The following is a 19,104-nucleotide window of genomic DNA, read 5'->3' as shown; positions in this document are numbered from 1 at the left end:
AACCGTCCTTGCGCCTGCTGCCGGTAAACTAGGGTCATCATGACCCCTCAAAATCCGGATAACACCACAGCCGGCGCTCCGGCTGATGAAACCACACCCCACATAACGGTGGAAGGCTTTGACAGCCGGGTCCCCGTTGTCATCGATCTCGATTCCCCCCGCGACGGCGTGCCTCTGGTCATCGAAACCCAGGCCGGGCTGGAACGTTGCGCTGCCGCAATCGCCGCGGGCACGGGCCCGGCCGGCGTTGACGCGGAGCGCGCCTCAGGCTTCCGCTACGGGCAGCGCGCGTTCCTCGTCCAGATCCGCCGGGAAGGTTCGGGAACCTGGCTGATTGACCCCGAACCGTTCGGGGACCTGCGGATCATCAACGACGCCCTGCGCGGCGTCGAATGGATCCTGCATGCCGCCAGCCAGGACCTGCCCTGCCTGTCGGAACTGGGCATGTGGCCGGACAAACTGTTCGACACTGAGCTGGCAGCCCGGCTGGCAGGCCTTCCCCGCGTCGGCCTCGCAGCGGTGATCGAGCAGCTCCTCGGCTTCGGCCTCGCCAAGGAACACTCGGCGGCAGACTGGTCCACCCGCCCCCTGCCCGAGCCCTGGCTCCGGTACGCAGCGCTCGACGTCGAGGTTCTGACGGAACTGCGCGAGGAGCTCATCGAACTGCTCGAAGCCGACGGAAAACTCGAATACGCAGAGCAGGAGTTCGCAGCAATCCTGTCCGCAGGGCTCGCAGCGCCCAGAGTGGACCCCTGGCGCAAGACCTCCGGGCTCCACCAGATCAGGGACCGCCGCCAGCTGGCTGCAGTGCGGGAGCTGTGGCTGGAACGCGATGCTCTGGCCCAGAAGCGCGACGTCGCCCCCGGCCGGCTCATTCCCGACTCTGCCCTCGTCGCCGCCGCGAAGGCGATGCCCACGACCGTACCTCAGCTACTCGGCACCAAAGGGTTCCACGGCAGGGCAGCCCAGCGGGAGGCGCCGCGGTGGCTGCGGTGCATCGCAGCGGCCCGGACGCTCGATGACCTTCCCCCGCTCCACCTGCCCACGAACGCCCCGCCGCCGCCGCGGGTCTGGGCGGACCGTGACCTTGCCGCGGCCGAGCGGCTGCAGACCGCCAGACCGCTGCTCCAGGAAAAGGCGGACGGGCTCAAGCTGCCGCTCGAAAACCTGCTGACCCCCGACTACCTCCGCCGCGTCGCGTGGCGGCCACCGGCGGACGTCAGTGAAGCCGCCATCGCCGCCGAACTGCGCGAGCTGGGTGCCCGGCCGTGGCAGGTAGGGCTGGTAGCGCCGCTGATCACCTCGGCATTCCTCAACCCCCAGCCGCTTCCGCCCAAGGAAGCCAGAGAGGTAAGGGAAACCCCCGCGTAAGCCTGGCGCCTCAGGCAGGCACGGCACCGCTTGCAGCCAATGTTACTCGCGAGTAACGTTGGGTTCACCGATGTCCGGTCCCGTTCGGTCCCGCCATCCCGGTACGGACCGCATGCCCGTCTCAATGAGGAGCCCCAGAATGAGCGCCGCAGATTTCCGCAAGCTTGCCGATCTCTTCCCGGATGAGATGGTCACTCATTCCTCCGTCCAGGATATTGACCTCCCGGCAGCCGACGGCCAGCCCAGCCCGGGCATCCTTGCCCTGATCACCCTGGACAACGGTCTGGGACCTTCCAAGCCGACCACGCTTGGCCCAAACACCCTTGTGGAACTGGGATCCGTCCTGGAAGGCCTCCGCGAGCGGGCGGCCGCGGGCGAGATCGCGGCCGTGGGCGTGACGGGCAAGCCGGACTGCTTTGTAGCCGGCGCTGACCTCTCCGCGGTCACCTCCCTGCAGGAGCGGGAGCACGGCCTCTGGATGGCGCAGCTCGGCCACGAGGTCTACTCCACCCTGGCCAACCTGGGCGTTCCCAGCTTCGCCTTCATCAACGGCGTGGCCCTTGGCGGCGGCTTGGAGATCGCCCTGCAGTCCACTTACCGCACGGTGTCCACCGGTGCCGGGGCGCTGGCACTTCCCGAGGCCTTCCTGGGACTGGTGCCCGGATGGGGCGGCGTGTACCTGCTGCCGCGGCTGATCGGGCCGGAGAATGCGGTGAAGGTGATGATCGAGAACCCGCTGAACAACAACCGGACACTGTCCGGCCCCGAAGCCTTCAAACTCGGCATCGCGGATGCGCTGTTCGCACCGGAGAATTTCCTTGAGCAGTCCGTCGCCTGGGCTGGGCGCGTTGTGGCTGGCGGCGCACTCTCGGGCACAGCACCGGAACGGCCCGCCGCCGTCGATCCTGCCGACCAGGCCGTTGCCGCGCGGTGGGCGGACGCCGTGGCTGCCGGCCGTGCCTACGTCGAAACGAAAACGTCCAATGCCTCCCCCGCACCGGCCGAGGTGCTGAACATCATGGCAGCGAACCGCACCCTGACCCAGGCCGAGTCTGCCGCACTCGAATGCGAAACGCTGGCAGGCCTCATGCAGACCGACGAGTTCCGCGCCACCGTCTACGCCTTCCTCGATCTCGTGCAGAAGCGGGCCAAGCGGCCCGCCGGCGCCCCCGGCCGCGAGCTCGCCCGGCCCATCACGAAGATCGGCGTGGTGGGCGCCGGCCTGATGGCCAGCCAGCTTGCCCTGCTGTTCGCGCGCCAGCTCGGGGTTCCCGTGGTCCTGACCGACATCGACCAGGAGCGGGTGGACAAGGGAGTCGGCTATGTCCACAACGAAGTAGACAAGCTGGTGGCGAAGGGCCGGTTGGCCACCGACGTTGCCACGAAAGCCAAGGCGCTCGTAACAGGTTCAGTTTCCAAGGAGCCGTTCGCGGACGCCGACTTCGTCATCGAGGCGGTGTTCGAGGAATTGAGCGTCAAGAAGCAGGTGTTCGCCGAGCTTGAAGCGGTCGTCTCACCGGAGTGCATCCTCGCCACCAACACGTCCTCGCTGTCCGTGACCGCCATGGCGGCGGACCTGCAGCACCCCGGGCGCCTGGTGGGCTTCCACTTCTTCAATCCCGTAGCCGTCATGCCGCTGCTGGAAATCGTCCGGGCACCGAAGACCGGGGACGCCGTGCTCGCCTCGGCGTTCGAACTCGCCCGGGGCCTGAAAAAGACGGCCGTTCTGGTCAAGGACGCCCCTGCGTTCGTGGTCAACCGGATCCTGCTGCGGCTCATGGGCGAAGTCACTGCCGCCTTCGACGAGGGCACGCCCGCCAGGGTTGCGGATGCCGCGCTCCGCCCCATGGGTCTTCCCATGACGCCGTTCACCCTCCTCGCCATGGTGGGACTGCCGGTGGCCCAGCATGTGCAGGAATCTTTGAATGCGGCCTTCGGCGACCGGTTCCCGCTCTCGCAGAACCTTCAGAAACTGGTCGACAACAATGTCAGGTCCCTGTGGTCCGCTGCGGCGGACGGCACGCAGGAGATCCCCGCAGCCACCGCGGCCCTGATGTCCTTTGGCAGCACACCGTCAACCGCAGAAGAAGTGCTGCGGCGGACCCAGGACGCCTTGGCCGAGGAGATCGGGCTGATGCTCGAAGAGGGCGTGGTGGCAGCGCCCCAGGACATCGACCTGTGCATGATCCTGGGTGCCGGCTGGCCGATGTTCCTGGGCGGGATCACCCCGTACCTCGACAGGGTGGGGGCCTCGGAGCGCGTCAATGGCAGGCGGTTCCTGCCGCCGGGTGTGGCATCCCGCTCCTGATCCAGCGCGAAGAGACACTTGTACCCGGCAACAGCGGCCTCAAGTGTGCGTTCGCGCCATAAGCACAGGTTTTCCGGGCAGCCCCGGCAGCTGATTTGGGCCTCAAGTGCACGTTCGCGCTCAGTGCGGCAGGAGCCGGCCGCCGTCGAGCCTGAGCAGCCGGTGTGCGTGGGCCTTCGCGAATCCGAGGTCGTGCGTGACCATTACGACGGCGGCGCCGCGGCCGGCTGCCGCTGAGACGGCGGCCGTGAGCCGCTCCAGGCCATGGGCGTCGAGTGCCACGGTGGGTTCATCAAGCGCGAGCACCGACGGGTCGCGCGCCAGGACTGTGGCGAGGGCGAGCAGCCGCTGGCCCGAGGCCGGCAGCTCATGGGGGTGGGCGTTTTCGCTGGCTTCAAGGCCGACGGCGGCCAGGGCTGCCCGTGCCCGTTCCGGCGCCCCGGCAGCGAAAAGGCGGTCCAGCCCGAACAGCACCTCCCGCAGCGCAGTCCGCTCGAACAGCTGGTCATGGGGGTGCTGGAACAGGAGCCCCAACCTTCGGGCCACCAGCCCCGTGGGAACCCCGGCAATGGACTCGCCGGCCACCCGGACATCACCGCGAAGCGGCCGGTGCAGGCCGTTGAGGAGCCGGAGCAGTGTGGACTTGCCGGCGCCGTTGGGCCCGGTCACGGCAAGGACTTCCCCGGGCATCACCTGCAGGTTTACATCCTGCAGGAGCATGCTGTCCTCCGAAGGCACGCTGCCGGGCAGTCTGCCGAACCCGAACGCGACATTGGCCAGCTCCAAAGCCGCGGCCGTCCCGGCACGGGCCTCCACCACGGGAAGGGGCAGCGCCGCAGGCGGCGCAGGCATCGGCAGCCCGGACTCCGCGGCCGGCTCCGGTTCCGGCTCCGCGTCCGGTTCCGGGGACGTGATGACGACGCCGGACTCGGCCAACGCGTGACCCTGCAGGATCTGGCCCGGCGGCCCCGCCGCCGTCACCTCCCCGTCCTTCAGTACCAGCCACCGCTCCGCGGCGCGGGTCAGCGCGTCGGCGTGCTGGCTCAGCACCACAATGGCGGTACCCAGGGCCAGCTCGGCATGGACCAGTTCCATCACCGTCCGGACCCCGGCCTGGTCCAGGGACTCGAGCGGCTCGTCGAGGACCAGGACGCCAGGGCCGTCCACCACGGCGCAGCCCACAGCCAGGCGCCGCAGCTCGCCGCCGGACAGGGTTGCGGGGTCCCGGTGCAGGAGTCCCCCTAGTCCCGTCCGGCGGGCGATGCCGGCGACGGTGCGGACCATCTCGGCGCGCGGAACTCCGCGGTTTTCCAGGCTGAAGGCGAGCTCCTCCTCCACGGTTCCGCGAACCGCCGACAGCATGGACGCTGCGTCCTGCGGCACGTAGCCGACGTGACGTGCCCACGCCCCGGGGTCTATCCGCGGGTCATCCGTCGCTCCGGTAAAGGCCAGCGGACGGCTGCTGGCCGGAACGCCGGCCACGTCCAGCCGCAGGCTCCCGGCCAGCGTTCCGTCCCGACCGCCAAGGACCCAGGCACCAAGGAGCCGTCCCAGGGTGGATTTGCCGCTGCCGGATCCGCCAAGCACCGCCGTGAGCGTGCCCGGCGCGGCGGCCATCTCCACCCCCAGCAGCGCGGGGCCGGCGTCGCCGTGGTACGAAAATGAGGCAACGGAGGCCAGCAGCGTGGTTGCACCGGTCCTGTCCGCGATCATCCCGGGCCACCCCCGGAAAGGGACAATGCAGCGAGTGACCCAGCCGAAAGCGACTCCACCATGCGCCAGCCCGCGGCCGCCAGTGCAAGCAGGATGGCCACAAGGCGGAAGGCCGCTTGCGCGGCTGAATCGCGGGCCTCCGTGTAGCTGGTCCGGGGACCGGCGCTCCTGAACCCCCTGGCGTCCAGGGCCTGTGCCCTGATGCCGGCGTCGTGAACCAGGCCCAGCACCAGCGGGACCATCTGCAGCCGGATGGCCGCAGCCCGGCTGCCAATCCCCCGGCCCACCACAAGCCCGCGCGACTCCTGCGCCTGGCGGACCTTCTCCAGCCGCGCGGCGACCAGCGGGGCAAGCAGCAGCGTGGACGCCAGGACATATCCAACCTGCGGCGGGACACGGCGGGCAGTCAGGGCGGCAACCAGTTCCGGGACCCTGACGCCGAAGGAAAACACCATGAGCACCAGGACGAAGGCGGCGGTGCGGAGACCCATCTCCAAGGCGAAGGACAACCCCTCAGCCGTGACCCGGGCGGGGCCCCAGCTGGCCAGGACGGTGCGCCCCTCCGGGAAGAAGAGCCCGTGGATCACCAGCAGCGACAGCCAGAACGGCACAATGATGGCGGCTGAGGCCAAGAGGACCCGCCGCAGCGTGCCTGAGGCGGCGGAAAGCAGGACTGCACCGACTGCGACGGTGAGGGATACCGCCCAACTGGCGGCCGCCGTCGTCATAACAAGGACGGCGACGGCGGCCGTCAGCGTGGTTAGCGGGTTGAGGCGCGGGAACACCTGGCCGGCGGTTCCCGTGTCAGGAATTCCGCGCGGCCGGCTCCCTGCCGGCCAGGACGCGGAAGCGGCGGACGAACGGGAACTGGAACGTGGTGCGCCGTGGCAGGGCGTAGACCAGCATGGCAGCGATCGCGAAGACGATGGCCTTGTCCATGGGATCGGAGATCAGTGCCTGCTTGGTGATGGCGGCCAGCAGGGTGTCGCCCATGGCCCGGAAGGCGCTGACGATCGCGCCGGTGCCAGCCCCTGAGGTGCCGCCGAAGACGAACGCGGCAATCGGTGCGGACACCACGCCAGCGATGATGCCGGTGACGAACCCGGCAACCGGGGCCAGGTAGAACCGGCGGAACAGCCCGTACCGCGCGGCCACGCCGGCGAGGAAGCCGATCAGCGCGGCGCCGGCTGCGAAGGGCAGGACCGTCGGGTTGAAGAACGACCACACGATGCTGCTCAGGGCACCGGTGGCGGCGCCGGCCGCAGGTCCTGCCAGCACGGCGATGAGCACGGTGCCGATGGAGTCGAGGTAGAACGGCAGTCCGCTGGTGCCCATGAGCTGTCCCAGCACGATGTTGAGGATCAGGGCCACGGGGATGAGCACCACGGTGGACGTGGGCAAGGTGGGGAGCACGCCCACGATCAGCAGCAGGGCGCCGAGGAGGAAGCCACCGAGCGCGACGAGCGAGGAAACGCTGCCGAGCCCGCCCGCAATGTCGGCAGGCTGGGTGAGGACCAGGAAGACGAATGTGGCGGCGATGGCCGCGGCGCCGAGCAGTTCGAGGAGCCTCCGGCGGCGGACAGCTTGCCGGTCCGTGGGAGGAAGGGTCAGGGACGGCTGTGACATGGTGGATCCTTAGGCTGAAAACGGCGGGTCCCGCACCCGTGGCGTGATCTTCCACGTGCGCGGAAGCAGGCGCCTATGTCACCTTGGCGCGGCTACCATCCTACCGACCCGCGGGCACGGCGTGCTACGGCCGTTTCCCCACGGCGGCGGCCAGCGCGCCCACCGAGGAGATCAGTTCGTCGAAGCACTGCGCGGGGTCGTTCGAGGTGACGATCCGGGCATTGGACGGCTCCTTCCAGATGCCCCGGAAGTCGGCGACGGTGGTCCCCACGAGGCGGGGCGCCGCAGTCTCCACGTGCACGGTGGCCGGCCGGGTGCCGTAAGGCGTGCGCCCGATGGCCGCAGCGGCGGCGAAGGCGTCATGCATATGTGCGATGAAGCCCTTGTCGTACAGCCGGTGGAACTCCATGTAGAAGCGGATGGCATCCGAAAGGCACGCCACCAGCGGGTTGCCCGAGCGGCTGCGCTGGCCCTCTGGCTGTTCAGGCAGCACCAGCTCGGGTTCGGCTCCGGCGGCCTCGGCCAGCCGTTGCAGGTGCTCGGGACGCAGCTCAATGCGTTCCGTGGTCTCGAGCGCGCACACCACCGGAAGGTTCTCCTCCGGAAGGCCGCTGTAGGCGGCGAAGACCTCCGCGGCCGCGTGCGGATCCACGGACACGTTCCACTCCGCCGTCGGCGTCGTGTTGCCCTGGTAGTTGAAGCAGCCGCCCATGATGACCAGCCCCTTGAGCAGTTTGGGAAGGTCAGGTTCCGCCCGCAGAGCCAGGGCGAAGTTCGTCAGCGGCCCGGTAATGAGCCCGGTGATCTCACCAGGGTGTGACCGGGCCGCGTCGACCCAGACCTCCACGGCGTGCCGCGATGAGATCTCCTGCTCCGGCAGCGGGAGCTCGGCATAGCCGATCCCCTGCGGCCCGTGGGTTTCTTCCGTGGTGACCAGCGGAATCTCCAGGGGCACCTCCGCGCCCACGGCAACTTCAATCCCTGCCCGGCCGCAAAGTTCCAGCAGTGCGAGGTTGTTCCGTGCCACCTGGCGGGCGCCCACATTGCCGGCCGTGCACGTGATGGCCTCGACCCGGACTTCCGGGCGGGACAGCAGGTAGACCAGCGCGAGGGCGTCATCGATCCCGGTGTCAACATCCATGAGGATGGAGGGCATCAGAACAGGGCCACCTTGGGGGTCTGCGGGAAAATGGCATCCAGTTCGTCGAGTTCGGCCCGGTCCGGCACCCAGGCCACCGCCGCGGCGTTTTGCCGGACCTGTTCGGGACGGGTGGCGCCGGCAATCACGCTGCTGACCGAGGGCTGCGCCGCCAGCCAGGAGAAGGCCACCTGCACTTCGGTCAGGTCGCGGGCGGCGGCGAAGGCGCTGAACGCCTTCAGCTGCTGCCAGTCGGCGTCATGCACCAGGTTGGTCCGCGTGTGGCTGAGGCGCGATCCTTCCGGTGCCTGGTCCTGCGCGTACTTGCCGGTCAGGAGGCCGTTGGCCAGCGGGAAGTAAGGCAGGACACCGAGCCCGTACGCCTCGGCCGCCGGGGTGACCTCCTGCTCGGCGCGGCGGTCCAGGAGGTTGTAGTGGTTCTGCGCGGAGACAAACCGGACCCCGCCGCGGGCGCGCGCCACGTATTCGGCCTCGGCGATCTGCCACCCGGCGCGGTTCGAGTGGCCGATGTAGCGCACCTTGCCGCTGGTGACGAGGTCGTTCAGCGCGTCGAGGGTTTCCTCGATCGGCGTCAGGGGGTCGGGCGTGTGGAACTGGTACAGGTCGATGTAGTCGGTTCCGAGCCGCCGCAGCGAAGCCTCCGCGGCGCGGATGATGTAGCGCCGCGAACCGCGGGCGCCGAAGTCCTCGCCGTTGGCCCCGCGCATATCCATGCCGAACTTGGTGGCCACCACGACATCGTCCCGCCTGGCCCCCAGGGCCCTGCCGAGCATCGTTTCGCTGAGTCCCGGTTCGCGGCCGTAGGTGTCCGCGACGTCGAAGAGCGTCACCCCGGCGTCGAGGGCGGCATGCACGACGGCGTCCGAGCCCTCCTGCGATTCGGTCACCGTGTTTGCCCGGCCCAGGTTGTTGCAGCCAAGGCCCACGACGGAGACAGTGAGCCCGGATTTTCCAAGACGGCGGTATTCAGTCATGGAATCACCCTATAACGGCTCCGGCGGCAGCTTTCGCGGCCGGCCTTTCCGGCCGTCCCTTCGGGGAACCGTCGCTTCGAGGGCGGGCTCAGGCGGGGGCGAAATCCAGGCCGTGCTCCTCCAGCGCATCCTGGAGCTGGGCCAGGGTCCGCGGGCAGATGCCCGGCAGTGCGGCCAGCTGGCGCCGGCCGAACTGTGCCAGCTGTTCAAGGGACTCCACGCCGGAGTGGGCGAGGATTCTGCGGTCGGGCGAGGCGAGGCCCCGCGGAAGCGGCGTGCGTCCCGGCTGGGCTGACTTCTTCGTCATGACGTTCTGCCTTCCTGGTGCTGTGACTGCTGGAACTGCCTTAGAGGGTGAAGCTGGTCACCTGCTTGGGTGAATGCTTGAGCTTGAGGGCCGAGAGGTCGCCAAACGGGGCGGCTCCAATGCTCAGCTTGGTGAAGTCCAGGTCCTCGCCGCGGATGCAGACCTTGATCGCGTTCACGGCCTTGTTCACGTCCGGGCAGAGGCAGAAGATGTTGAGCTTGGCGTCGCCGAATTCCGAGCGGTCCACGATGCCCAGGCCGCGCCAGGCCAGGTGGCCGGAAAGTGCATCCTTCGCCTTTTCCTCCAGATAGCGGTCGCGGCTGGTGCCTTCCCGGGTCTTCAGTGCGTACTGGGCCACCACCCAGTACTGCTCCTCATCCGGAATCTCGGCGTAGCCGTCCTCGGTGCACGCCATCTCGAAGGCGTCCATCAGGCGTTCGGCGGCCTCGGCGTCCGGGACATCCGTTTCCTGGGTCTTGCTCTGGTGGCCCACGGCGCCGTGGTTCATGACGAACTGGCTGTAGTCCTCGTCGTACCAGGCTTCCCGGAACAGCAGGGTCCCTTCGTCGTCGCGCTTGTAGACCCGGATTATTCCGCTCATGCCCGTCCTCTCGTAAACCAAATGGTGTCGGTGCCGTCGAAAGGGGCATCCTGGCCCTTGACGGCAAGGAACAGGGCGTCGCACTCAGCCTGCATGGCGCGCACCAGCGTCTCAGGGTACTCCATGCGGAGCCGGTGTGCGGCGAACTCGTCCTCATCGTCGACGAACACGCCGCGCTGCACCGAGCGGATCACGTCGAGGTCCATGTCGATGACATGGAATTCCGTCACGTCCGGTTTGATCCTGCGCCACTCGTGGCCGGTGGCCAGGTCGACGTAGACGCGGAAATCGCCAGGGTAGGTGTCGTCGTAGAAGGTGACCACGAACTCCCCGGTCCGCGGGACCAGGAGCACGGCATCGGATGCCGTGTAGAAGGCGGCGCCGGGGCGGGAGCAGAACTCATTGGCCGGCTGGAAAATCCACCAGCCGTGCTGGTCCTCTCCGAGGTACCTGCCGGGAACTACCCAGTGTGCCGAGCCGTCCCATTTGCGGTTCCGGGACACCACCAGTTCGCCTGGCTGCAGGGAATCGGGCTCCCTCACAGTTTGGGCAGGCTTCCTGTGGTGGGGTGTTCCTGGCCGGGCAGCGGGCGGGCGAACGGAACCTTGGTCCCGAGAACCTGGGCGACGACGTCGTGGGTGATCTGCTGGGCGGTCAGGCCCACGCGCTCCAGCACCTGGCTCCGGCTGCCGTGGTCCAGGAATTCGACCGGGAGGCCAACCTCGTTCAAAGCGGTATCCACGCCGGCGGCGCGCATCTCCTGACGGATCCTGGACCCGACTCCCCCGGCCCGGACGCCGTCCTCGATGCAGATGACGAGGCGGTGCCTGGCAGCCAGGGCGATGATCGACTTCCGGACCGGGAGGACCCAGCGCGGGTCCACGACGGTGCTGCTGATGCCCTGGGCGCCCAGCCGGTTGGAGACGTTCAGGGCCAGCTCGGACATGGCGCCCACGCTGACGATCAGGACATCGTTCTCGGTGGATCCGGCCGGGCGGCGGGACAGCACGTCCACGCCGTCGGACAGCCGCTCGATGGCCTCAACCTCGGCGCCGACGGTTCCCTTGGAATAGCGGATGACAGTGGGTGCGTCCTCAATGGCGACGGCTTCGCGGAGCTCCTCGCGCAGCCTTGTGGCGTCGCGTGGTGCTGCCAGGTGCAGTCCGGGAACGATCTGGACCATGGCCATGTCCCACATCCCATGGTGGCTGGCGCCGTCCGGACCGGTGACGCCGGCGCGGTCCAGGACAACTGTCACGCCGGCCTTGTGCAGGGCGACGTCCATCAGCAGCTGGTCGAAGGCGCGGTTGAGGAACGTGGCGTAGACGGCGACCACAGGGTGCAGCCCACCGAAAGCCATGCCCGCCGCGGAGGTGAGGGCGTGTTGTTCGGCGATGCCGACGTCGAACACGCGCTCCGGGTACCGTGCGGCGAACTTGTGCAGCCCGACGGGGATGAGCATGGCGCCGGTGATGCCGACAATGTCCTTGCGCTCATCGGCGATGGCGGCGATTTCATCAGCAAACACGGACGTCCAGGACTTGGCGCCGCCGGCTTCCGCGGGCTCGCCAGTTTCAGGGTCAATGATCCCGACGGCGTGGAACTGGTCCGCCTCGTGCGCGCGGGCAGGCGCGTACCCGTGGCCCTTCTCCGTCATGGCGTGCACGATGACCGGGCCGGCGAAGTGCCTGGCGGTGGAGAGTGCGTGTTCCATGGCCTGGAGGTTGTGGCCGTCCACCGGGCCGATGTACTTCATGCCGAGGTCCTCGAACATGCCCTGCGGGGCCCACCAGTCCTTAATGCCCTTCTTCATGGCGTGCAGGCTCTTGTAGGTGAACTGGCCGGCCGGGCCGCCGTTCTGAAGTTTTTTCTTCCACCAGTCCAGGGCACCCTCGTAGGCCGGGGCGGCGCGGAGGGAGTCGATGGTGGGGCGCAGCGACGCCAGGTAGTCAGCGAAGCCACCGACGGTAGGTGCGTAGGAGCGGCCGTTGTCGTTCACGACAATGACGACGCGGCGCTTCTTGTCCGCCGCGATGTTGTTGATGGCTTCCCACGCCATGCCGCCGGTGAGGGCGCCGTCACCGACGACGGCCACGACGTACCGGTCGCCGTCACCGGTCAGCTGGCGGGCGCGGGAAATGCCGTCGGCCCAGGACAGCGAGGAGGAAGCGTGGGAGCTTTCGACGATGTCGTGCTCCGATTCAGCGCGGTCCGGGTAGCCGGACAGGCCGCCCTGCTGTCGGAGGGTGCTGAAATCATGCCGTCCGGTGAGGAGCTTGTGCACGTACGACTGGTGGCCGGTGTCGAAGACGATGCTGTCGCGGGGCGAATCGAAGATCCGGTGCACCGCCATGGTCAGTTCGACGACGCCGAGGTTGGGACCCAGGTGCCCTCCCGTCTGGGAGACGTTGCCGATCAGGAATTCCCTGATCTCGGCGGCCAGCTGGTCCAGCTGCGCCGCAGACAACTTGCTCAGGTCCTGCGGATTCCGGATGGTCTCCAAAATTCCCAACGGCCCCTCCTTCGGCTGGTAGACATGCCTATTAACTGTAGCGCCTCCGCGGTGGCAGCAATGCAGAAACCCCGGCCGGTCAAGTGACCGGCCGGGGCCTCATCGCACTGCCCGCCGGGGCTGGCCCGGCAAAATCCCGCTAGTTAGCGGAGATCTGGCGCAGGACGTACTGCAGGATGCCGCCGTTGCGGTAGTAGTCCGCTTCACCCGGGGTGTCGATGCGGAGCACTGCGTCGAAGGACTTGGTGGAACCGTCCTCGGCGGTGGCGGTGACCTTGAGGGTCTTGGGCGTGGTGCCTTCGTTCAGGGCGGTGACGCCCTCCACAGCGAAGGTTTCCGTGCCCGTCAGGCCCAGCGTGGCAGCGGATTCGCCGGCCGGGAACTGCAACGGAAGAACGCCCATGCCGATGAGGTTGGAGCGGTGGATGCGCTCGTAGCTCTCAGCGATGACGGCCTTGACGCCCAGCAGTGCCGTGCCCTTGGCTGCCCAGTCACGGGACGAACCGGAGCCGTACTCCTTGCCGGCCAGGACAACGAGCGGGGTGCCGGCTGCCTGGTAGTTCTGTGCGGCGTCGTAGACGTAGGCCTGCGGGCCGTCAGCCTGGGTGAAGTCGCGGGTGAAGCCGCCCTCCACGCCGTCCAGGAGCTGGTTCTTGATGCGGATGTTCGCGAACGTGCCGCGGATCATGACCTCGTGGTTGCCACGGCGCGAGCCGTAGGAGTTGAAGTCCTTGCGCTCCACGCCGTTGGCCAGCAGGTACTGGCCGGCGGGGGTGTCCGACTTGAACGAACCGGCCGGGGAGATGTGGTCGGTCGTGACGGAGTCGCCGAGCTTGAGCAGCACGCGGGCACCGGCGATGTCCTGCACGGGCTCCGGCTGGGCCTTCATGCCCTCGAAATACGGGGGCTTCCGGACGTACGTGGACTTCTGATCCCAGGCGAAGGTGTCGCCGGCGGGGGTGTCGAGCGCCTTCCAGCGGTCGTCGCCCTCGAAGACGCCCTCGTAGCCCTTGGCGAACATCTCCTTGTCGATCGAGGAGTCGATGACTTCCTGGACCTCGACCGGGTTGGGCCAGATGTCCTTCAGGAAGACGTCGTTGCCTGCTTCGTCCTTGCCCAGCGGGTCGGTTTCGAAGTCGAAGTCCATGGAACCGGCCAGGGCGTAGGCGATGACCAGCGGCGGGGAGGCCAGGTAGTTCATCTTGACGTCCGGGTTGATGCGGCCTTCGAAGTTGCGGTTGCCCGAGAGCACGGCGCTGACGGCGAGGTCATTGGCCTGGATGGCTTCGGAGATCTCGGCTTCCAGCGGACCGGAGTTGCCGATGCAGGTGGCGCAGCCGTAGCCCACGGTGTAGAAGCCGAGCTTCTCGAGGTACGGAGTGAGGCCGGACTTCTCGTAGTAGTCGGTGACCACCTTGGAGCCGGGGGCGACGGAGGTCTTGACCCACGGCTTGGCGGTGAGGCCCTTGTTCACGGCGTTGCGGGCCAGCACTGCGGCGGCGAGCATGACCGAGGGGTTGGACGTGTTGGTGCACGAGGTGATTGACGCGATGGTCACCGCTCCGTGGTCCAGATCGAACTCGCGGCCGTCTTCCATCTTCACGGCGACGGGGCTGGAATGGCGGCCCTCGGCGCCATGCGCGGCGGAGTACTTGGGCGGAACGCGGTCGCTGTCGGTCACGTGCGTGGCGCCGGTGGTGAAGGAGGGCGGGTCGGAAGCCGGGAAGGATTCCTCCAGCGACTCATCCAGCGAGCCGGCGTCGGCGTCGTGGGTGACGTAATTCTTGAGGTCGTGGCGGAACTCGTCCTTGGCCTCGGTCAACTCGATACGGTCCTGCGGACGCTTCGGGCCGGCGATCGACGGAACCACGGTGGAAAGGTCCAGCTCAAGGTACTCGGAGAAGCGCAGTTCGCGGGACGGATCGTGCCAGAGGCCCTGCTCCTTGGCGTAGGCCTCCACCAGGGCAACGTTCTCGTCGGGCCGGCCGGTGAGGCGCAGGTAGTCGAGGGTGACGTCGTCGATCGGGAACATGGCGGCCGTGGAGCCGAACTCCGGGCTCATGTTGCCGATGGTGGCGCGGTTGGCCAGCGGCACCGCGGCAACGCCTTCGCCGTAGAACTCCACGAACTTGCCCACAACACCGTGCTTGCGCAGCATCTCGGTGATGGTGAGCACCACGTCGGTGGCGGTGGCACCGGCAGGGATGCTGCCGCTGAGCTTGAAGCCGACCACGCGCGGGATGAGCATGGAAACCGGCTGGCCAAGCATGGCCGCCTCGGCTTCAATGCCGCCGACGCCCCAGCCGAGCACACCCAGGCCATTGACCATGGTGGTGTGCGAGTCGGTGCCGACGCAGGTGTCGGGGTACGCGCGCAGGGCGCCGTCCACTTCGCGGGTCATGATGGTGCGGGCCAGGTATTCAATGTTGACCTGGTGCACGATGCCGGTTCCCGGCGGGACGACCTTGAAGTCGTCGAACGCTGTCTGGCCCCAGCGCAGGAACTGGTAGCGCTCACCATTGCGCTGGTATTCGATCTCCATGTTGCGCTCCAGTGCGCCGGAGTTACCGAAAACGTCGATCTGGACGGAGTGGTCAATAACCATCTCGGCCGGAGCAAGCGGGTTCACCCTCTTCGGATCGCCGCCGAGCTCCTTGACTGCCTCGCGCATGGTGGCAAGGTCCACCACGCAGGGAACACCAGTGAAGTCCTGCATGATCACGCGGGCGGGCGTGAACTGGATTTCGGTGTCGGGCTGGGCATTCGGGTCCCATCCTGCCAGGGCGCGAACGTGATCGGCGGTGATGTTCGCGCCGTCCTCGGTCCTTAGCAGGTTTTCAAGCAGTACCTTAAGGCTGAACGGAAGGGTTTCTGAACCTTCAACGGAGTTCAACCGGAAAATTTCGTATTCGGTTCCGGCAACATCAAGTTTGCCTTTTGAACCGAAGCTGTCCACAGTGCTCATCGCAGGACTCCTCTCGCAACAGTTTCATCTTTGTCGCGCGGTTGACCGCTTGCTAGTTAGGACACCCTAATTAGTGCCGGTCGCATCAAACTGCATGGTCAGCCGGGAACACGGGCGCGACAGGGGCTACACGGCCCATAGTAGTGGCATCAGCCGCGGGGAGTCAGCAGTGCGACAGTCTCAAGGTGGTGCGTGTGCGGATACAGGTCGAAGGCCCGCAGCCCGGCCAGCTGCCAGCCGCCCTGCTGGAAGTAACCAATGTCGCGTGCGAACGACGACGGGTCGCAGGACACGTAGGCGATTGCCCGGGGTTTCGAGTCAATCAGCTGGCTGACCACGGCCTTGCCCGCACCGGCGCGCGGCGGGTCGAGAATGAGGGCGTCAAACTGGCGCGGCCGCTGCCGCAGCACCCGCTCCACCTTGCCCTGCACGATTTCCACCTGCGGTGAGCCGTGCAGGTTTTTCCGGGCGTCCCGGCTGGTGCCGGGGGCTCCCTCCACCGACAGGACGGACCCGGTCTCCCCCACCGCGTCAGCCAGCGGTGCGGTGAACAGGCCCGCACCGGCGTACAGGTCGGCCACCGCAGCGCCGGGTTCCAGGAACCCGCCGTCGTGCAGGAATCCGGTGACTGCACCCACCAGGGTTTCCGGCGCATCGCGGTGGATCTGCCAGAACCCCGCACCCGTGACCCGGTAGTCGTGGCCGGCCGCGGATTCCTGTACCCAGGTCCGGCCGCGGAGCTGCAGGGTCTCATTCTTGAGTGGATCGTAACTGGCCACGGACACGTCCGCGGGAAGCTGGGACAGGATGGAGTTCAGCCGTTTGGCGCGCGTCCCGGGGGCCGGGGCCAGCAGCACGAGCGGCCGCGAGCCGTTGGCGGGCGCGGCCACCTCCACCCGCTCGATGCCCTGCAGGTCCACGTCCCACAGCCGCAGGGCGTTGATCCCGTCGACGGCCAGCGGCATTTCCTGGACGGGAATCACCTGGTCGGAGCGGTGGGCATGCATGCCGAGCCGGCCGCTCTGGGTGACGCCAAAGCTGGCGCGCGTGCGCCACCCAAGGCCGGCCCCGCCGTCGTCCGTTTCTCCAGCGTTTGCTGGTCCTACCGCTTCCACGTCCGGGGAGAGTTCGACGGCGGCCAGCCGCTTAAGCTGTTCGGCCAGCACCTCCGACTTAAGACTCCGTTGGCGCCGCAGCGACACGTGGCCAAGTTCGGCGCCGCCCACCGGCGGGCGCCCGTGTGCCCAGGAGCTGGCCGAATCGGCGGTCCGCCAGAAGTGCGGCACCCGGTCCGGCGAAGCATCCAGGACTTCCACGACGTCCGCGCGCCAGAACTTTGCCTTCTCTTCAGCGTCGGTGAGCCGGACCCGCACCCGCTCCCCCGGGATGCCATGGCGGACGAAGACCACGCGGCCCTCGTGGCGGGCAACGCAGTGTCCGCCGTGGGCCACGGGGCCGACGTCGACAACCAGTTCGAGTCCGGTGGAGGTGGTTTGGGTGTCCGGGCTCATTGAATGTCCTGCAGTCTCTTGGCTTCTTCGGATGATTTGAGCTGCCAGGGAACGCTGGCAACCATGACGCCCGGCTCAAAGTGGAGCCGGGTCTTGATGCGGAGGGCTGTCTGGTTGTGCACCAGCTGCTCCCACCATTTACCCACCACGTACTCGGGGATGTACACCACGATCAGGTCCCGGGGCGAGTCCCGGCGCATGTTCTTGATGTAGTCCATGATCGGCGTGACCGTCTCACGGTAGGGGCTGGCCAGAATGGTCAGCGGCACCGGGATCTCCAGTTTCTCCCAGTCGGCGAGGGTGTGCGCTGTTTCCTCGGCGTTGATGTCCACCGTAATGGCGTCCAACCGCGACGGCCGGGAGGCACGGGCGTAGGCCAGCGCCCGGAGCACCGGCTTGCGGACATGGGACACCAGCAGCACGGCGTGCACGCGGGTGGGCAGGGCGCGCGGCGAGGAATCCTCGTCAACCGCCAGTTCCTTGGCCACGTTGTCGTAGTGGGCGCGGATGCTCCACATGATGAGGAACAGCACGAACATGGCGAGCAGGGCAATCCAGGCGCCCTGCTCAAACTTGGTGATGAGCACGATCACCAGCACCAGCGCGGTCATGCCGAAGCCGATCATGTTGATGGTGCGCGACTTGATCATCCGGCGGCGCACCGCCTTGTCCTTGGCCAGCTTCAGCTCGCGGCCCCAGTGCCGGACCATGCCCAGCTGGCTCGCCGTGAAGGAGATGAAAACACCGACGATGTACAGCTGGATGAGCTTGGTCACGTCAGCGTTAAACGAAAGGATCAGCACCAGCGCCCCGGCGGCCAGGGCAAGCACACCGTTGCTGAAGGCGAGCCTGTCGCCGCGGGTCCGCAGCTGCCGCGGAAGGTAACCGTCCTGGGCAAGGATGGAGCCCAGCACCGGAAAGCCGTTGAAGGCCGTGTTGGAGGCAAACACCAGGATGACGCCCGTGGCCGCGACCACGATGTAGAACGGAATGGACCCGGCCCCAAAAATGGTCTGCGCGATCTGGCTGATGGCCGGGTTCTGGATGTATCCCTCGGGCAGCGGCCGCCCGTTAAGCAGGAACTCGGTGGCCGGATCCAGCACGATATGCACCTTGGTGGCGTTGGCCAGGTAGATGATCCCTGCCAGCATGGCCGAGGCGATGATCCCGAGCAGCAGCAGCGTGGTGGCCGCGTTCTTGCTCTTGGGCTTCTGGAAGTTCGGCACCCCGTTGCTGATCGCTTCCACACCGGTCAGGGCTGCGGCACCGGAGGAAAAGGCGCGCAGCAGCAGGAACGCGCCGGCGAGCCCCACGAGGCCTTCGTCGAAGCCGGGTGCGGGGACAATCGTGAACGCGGCCGACGGCGCCTGGCCCAGCTGGCCGGTCACCGCCTGGAAAATTCCGACGAGGGTCATACCCAGGATGGAGGCCATGAAAATGTACGTCGGCACCGCGAAAACGCTGCCGGCTTCCTTGATGCCGCGCAGGTTGACGAGCGCCAGGACCACCACGCCGATGGTGGCGATCATGGCCTGCTGCCCATGGAGCGAAGGGATGGCAGTGGTGAGGTACGTGGCTGCGGAGGACATGGACACAGCGACGGTCAGGACATAGTCCACCAGCAGGGCGGACGCCACCGTCAGCCCCGCGAACTTGCCCAGGTTTTCATTGGCGATCTCGTAGTCCCCGCCACCGGACGGGTAGGCGTGGACGTTTTGCCGGTAGGACGCCACCACCGTGAGCAGGACCACCATGACGGCGAGGCCCACGAGCGGGGAGATGGTCACCGCGCTCACCCCGGCCAGCGCCAGCGTGAGGAGAATCTCATCGGGGGCATAGGCCACGGAGGACAATGCATCCGACGCGAAGATTGGCAGCGCGATCCTCTTCGGCAGGAGGGTGTGGGCCATCCTGTCGTTCCGGAAGGGCCTTCCCACCAGCACGCGCTTCACGGCATTCAGAATTGTCAGCACCACACAAAGTTAGTCTGATTCGCACGCGATGTCATGGCAGGTTTCCGGCGGTAGAGTCTTACGGAGCAGTCGGCGAGAGTTGAG

At 67.5% G+C, this 19,104-nt stretch carries 14 protein-coding genes; 2 read left to right on the top strand and 12 right to left on the bottom strand.

Going from position 1 to position 19,104, the window contains the following annotated elements; genetic code table 11:
• Window positions 1-39: 39 nt before the first annotated feature.
• Window positions 40-1,371, top strand: a complete 1,332-nt coding sequence (locus tag ABRP34_RS01005; RefSeq protein ID WP_353711915.1) for an HRDC domain-containing protein — start codon at window positions 40-42, stop codon at window positions 1,369-1,371.
• A gap of 139 nt (window positions 1,372-1,510) precedes the next feature.
• Window positions 1,511-3,679, top strand: a complete 2,169-nt coding sequence (locus tag ABRP34_RS01000; protein ID WP_353711914.1) for a 3-hydroxyacyl-CoA dehydrogenase NAD-binding domain-containing protein — start codon at window positions 1,511-1,513, stop codon at window positions 3,677-3,679.
• A 120-nt stretch (window positions 3,680-3,799) separates the two neighbouring features.
• On the opposite strand, the gene ABRP34_RS00995 is transcribed toward ABRP34_RS01000, so the two are convergent.
• From ABRP34_RS00995 to ABRP34_RS00940, 12 genes are all read right to left on the bottom strand, one after another.
• Window positions 3,800-5,392 (bottom strand): ABC transporter ATP-binding protein, encoded by a 1,593-nt coding sequence (locus ABRP34_RS00995; RefSeq protein WP_353711913.1) that lies wholly within the window; start codon window positions 5,390-5,392, stop codon window positions 3,800-3,802.
• On the bottom strand, window positions 5,389-6,177 hold the full coding sequence (locus ABRP34_RS00990) for an energy-coupling factor transporter transmembrane component T (protein WP_353711912.1): 789 nt from the start codon (window positions 6,175-6,177) through the stop codon (window positions 5,389-5,391). The genes ABRP34_RS00995 and ABRP34_RS00990 overlap by 4 nt, the downstream gene beginning before the upstream one ends.
• A gap of 19 nt (window positions 6,178-6,196) precedes the next feature.
• Window positions 6,197-7,018 carry an ECF transporter S component gene (locus ABRP34_RS00985; protein ID WP_353711911.1) on the bottom strand — a complete coding sequence of 274 codons (822 nt, stop codon included), beginning with the start codon at window positions 7,016-7,018 and terminating at the stop codon, window positions 6,197-6,199.
• A 124-nt stretch (window positions 7,019-7,142) separates the two neighbouring features.
• Window positions 7,143-8,174 carry a nucleoside hydrolase gene (locus ABRP34_RS00980; protein ID WP_353711910.1) on the bottom strand — a complete coding sequence of 344 codons (1,032 nt, stop codon included), beginning with the start codon at window positions 8,172-8,174 and terminating at the stop codon, window positions 7,143-7,145.
• Window positions 8,174-9,151 (bottom strand): aldo/keto reductase, encoded by a 978-nt coding sequence (locus ABRP34_RS00975; protein WP_353711909.1) that lies wholly within the window; start codon window positions 9,149-9,151, stop codon window positions 8,174-8,176. Before ABRP34_RS00975 ends, ABRP34_RS00980 begins: the two co-directional genes overlap by 1 nt.
• Before the next feature lie 88 nt (window positions 9,152-9,239).
• The gene (locus ABRP34_RS00970; protein ID WP_003801595.1) at window positions 9,240-9,458 is read right to left on the bottom strand and encodes a hypothetical protein; all 219 of its coding nucleotides are present in this window, start codon (window positions 9,456-9,458) and stop codon (window positions 9,240-9,242) included.
• A gap of 40 nt (window positions 9,459-9,498) precedes the next feature.
• A complete protein-coding gene (locus ABRP34_RS00965; protein ID WP_353711908.1) occupies window positions 9,499-10,059 on the bottom strand; it encodes a hypothetical protein in 561 nt (186 codons plus the stop codon).
• The gene (locus ABRP34_RS00960) at window positions 10,056-10,601 is read right to left on the bottom strand and encodes a DUF402 domain-containing protein (protein WP_003801598.1); all 546 of its coding nucleotides are present in this window, start codon (window positions 10,599-10,601) and stop codon (window positions 10,056-10,058) included. The genes ABRP34_RS00965 and ABRP34_RS00960 overlap by 4 nt, the downstream gene beginning before the upstream one ends.
• Complete coding sequence (dxs, locus tag ABRP34_RS00955) at window positions 10,598-12,571, bottom strand: 1-deoxy-D-xylulose-5-phosphate synthase (protein ID WP_353711907.1); 1,974 nt, start codon at window positions 12,569-12,571, stop codon at window positions 10,598-10,600. Before dxs ends, ABRP34_RS00960 begins: the two co-directional genes overlap by 4 nt.
• 139 nt (window positions 12,572-12,710) lie before the next feature.
• Window positions 12,711-15,536 (bottom strand): aconitate hydratase, encoded by a 2,826-nt coding sequence (locus tag ABRP34_RS00950; protein ID WP_003801602.1) that lies wholly within the window; start codon window positions 15,534-15,536, stop codon window positions 12,711-12,713.
• A gap of 149 nt (window positions 15,537-15,685) precedes the next feature.
• On the bottom strand, window positions 15,686-17,047 hold the full coding sequence (locus ABRP34_RS00945) for a TRAM domain-containing protein (protein WP_353711906.1): 1,362 nt from the start codon (window positions 17,045-17,047) through the stop codon (window positions 15,686-15,688).
• A complete protein-coding gene (locus ABRP34_RS00940; RefSeq protein WP_245531507.1) occupies window positions 17,044-19,020 on the bottom strand; it encodes an APC family permease in 1,977 nt (658 codons plus the stop codon). The genes ABRP34_RS00945 and ABRP34_RS00940 overlap by 4 nt, the downstream gene beginning before the upstream one ends.
• Window positions 19,021-19,104 lie beyond the last annotated feature (84 nt).

It is taken from the genome of Arthrobacter sp. K5 (assembly GCF_040448525.1).
Taxonomy (GTDB): domain Bacteria; phylum Actinomycetota; class Actinomycetes; order Actinomycetales; family Micrococcaceae; genus Arthrobacter; species Arthrobacter globiformis.
Note: the sequence above shows the minus strand (reverse complement) of the source record. Positions and strands in the feature narration are given on the sequence as shown.